Here is a 397-nt window from a genome sequence, read left to right as displayed (position 1 = left end):
CGATGCCGAGCGCTGCGCCCCAGGCCGGGTCGATGCCGCTGGGCCAGAGCCGCGAGACACCGAACAGCGCGAGCACGAACAGGACGAGGACGCACAGGCCGTCGAGCAGCGCGGCCGCGAGCCGCAGCACGAGTCCGGCGGGTTGGACGTCGAGCGCGACGCCCTCGCCCACCACCAGCTCGTCGGCGGTCTCGTCGAGGTCGCGCGAGAACCGGGCGTCGGCGAGGTCACGCGGCGTGCGGGGCTTCGGCATGGGATCATTCTGTCGGAGATCGCGCGACCTGAGGGGGAACACGTGGACCTGGATGCCTACACCGAGGTGCACCGTGACCGGTGGCAGGAGCTCGACCGTCTGGCGCGTACCCGGCACCGGTCCGGCGCGGACGTCGACCGGCTC

At 72.8% G+C, this 397-nt stretch carries 1 pseudogene; it reads right to left on the bottom strand.

Features of this window, described 5'->3' with window-relative positions:
* Nucleotides 1–253 (bottom strand): annotated as a pseudogene (locus BIU89_RS18610) (hypothetical protein); the annotation flags it as partial.
* Between the last annotated feature and the right edge of the window lie 144 nt (nt 254–397).

The sequence above is a fragment of the Curtobacterium sp. MCBA15_005 genome, from assembly GCF_001864855.1.
GTDB lineage: Bacteria > Actinomycetota > Actinomycetes > Actinomycetales > Microbacteriaceae > Curtobacterium > Curtobacterium flaccumfaciens.
Note: the sequence above shows the minus strand (reverse complement) of the source record. Positions and strands in the feature narration are given on the sequence as shown.